Origin of the sequence: Kitasatospora sp. MBT63 (assembly GCF_000710465.2) — a bacterium.
In the GTDB taxonomy this organism is placed as follows: Bacteria; Actinomycetota; Actinomycetes; order Streptomycetales; family Streptomycetaceae; genus Kitasatospora.
Genome location: NZ_JAIZ01000801.1, coordinates 1 through 1,407, shown reverse-complemented (window position 1 = coordinate 1,407; position 1,407 = coordinate 1). Strand labels below are relative to the sequence as shown.

1 pseudogene is annotated in these 1,407 nt (G+C 69.2%); it reads right to left on the bottom strand.

Going from position 1 to position 1,407, the window contains the following annotated elements:
- Nucleotides 1–1,351, bottom strand: a pseudogene (locus tag AA75_RS41730) (IS701 family transposase); the annotation flags it as partial.
- Nucleotides 1,352–1,407: the final 56 nt, after the last annotated feature.

Sequence of the window (1,407 nt, the reverse complement as noted above, 5' to 3'; positions counted from 1 at the left end):
TACTGCAACGGTGCTTGCTGTGATGAGGCTTCAGCTCTTGGGCTGTGGCCTCGTCGCCTGTAGTGGCTGGTCCGGGCCTGGTGTTGGCGTCGGCGGCGCCAGCGGGACCAGTGCAGGATGTGGTCGATGCTGCGGCGGACGGGCCGGGTGAGATGGGTGATCAGCCGGCGGATCTCGGGGACGGTGAGCGGGATCAGGTCTGGCGTTCGAGCAGGTGAGGCCCCTTTTCGAGGTGCTGGGCCCGCACGACGGTGAGGTAGGCATGGGCAGCCATGGCGAGGGTGATGTGCCGGTACCAGCCCTGGTGGCGGCGGACCTGGTAGTCGTCCAGGCCGCACTGGCCCTTCGCGGTTTGAAAACACTCCTCGATCGCCCAGCGGGCCCCGGCGACAGCGATCAGCTCGTTGAGCACGACGTCGGCGGGCGCGTAGGCGATGTAGTAGGCGAGCTTCGTCGGGTCGGCGATGCTCCGGCGGACCAGGACCCAGTGCCTGCGATCGGGTCGGTGCCACGGTCGGACCTCGACGCGGGCCCAGTCGTAGCTCCGCGGGCCATGGGCTCCCTCCCCGCAGGACCGGCGCTTCCACTTCTGCCGGGGCAGGTCGGCGACCAGGTCGTGGAGGCGGTGGTCCATGAACCGGCGGGTGACGACGGTGTTGTGCCGGGTGGTGGCCACCACGTGGAAGACGTCGGCCTGCTCCAACTCGTAGCGCCAGCCCTTGCTGTAGCCGTAGCCCGCGTCCGCGGTCACCCACCGGAACGGGATCCGGTCGTCGATCGCGCGGCGGACCATCGCCCTCGCGAGGTCGACCTTCGTGGCGAACTCGACCTCGTCGCCGATCCCCGCGGCGCGGCAGCGCCCGCGGTCGTCCGTCCAGGATTTCGGCAGGTAGAGCGCCCGGTCGATCAGGGTCCGGCCTCGCTCGCCGGAGTAGGCGAGGAAGACACCGACCTGGCAGTTCTCCGTGCGGCCGGCGGTGCCGGAGTACTGCCGCTGGACGCCGGCCGACCGCACGCCCTTCTTCAGGAACCCGGTGTCATCCACGATCAGCACGCCGCCAGGGTCCGCCAGGTGCTCGACCACGTACCCACGTATGTCATCGAGCACTGCGTCCGCGTCCCAGTCGATCCGGTTCAGCAGCCGCTGGATCCGATCCGGCCCGCCACGGCCGGCCTCCTCGGCCACCGTCCAGCCGTTCTTGCGCTCCAACGGCGCCAGCAGGCCCCGCATGTACGCCAGCGCCGATTCCCGCGACTCGCTCCGCGCGAACCGGTGCGCAAACCGCTCATGCAACCCGGCAAGCCCGGCCGACCAGCGACGAGCATCCACCTCGGATATGTCCCCACCCATGAACACCACAACGAGCGAACCAGACAACCGTCACGGTAAGCACCGTTGCAGTACTA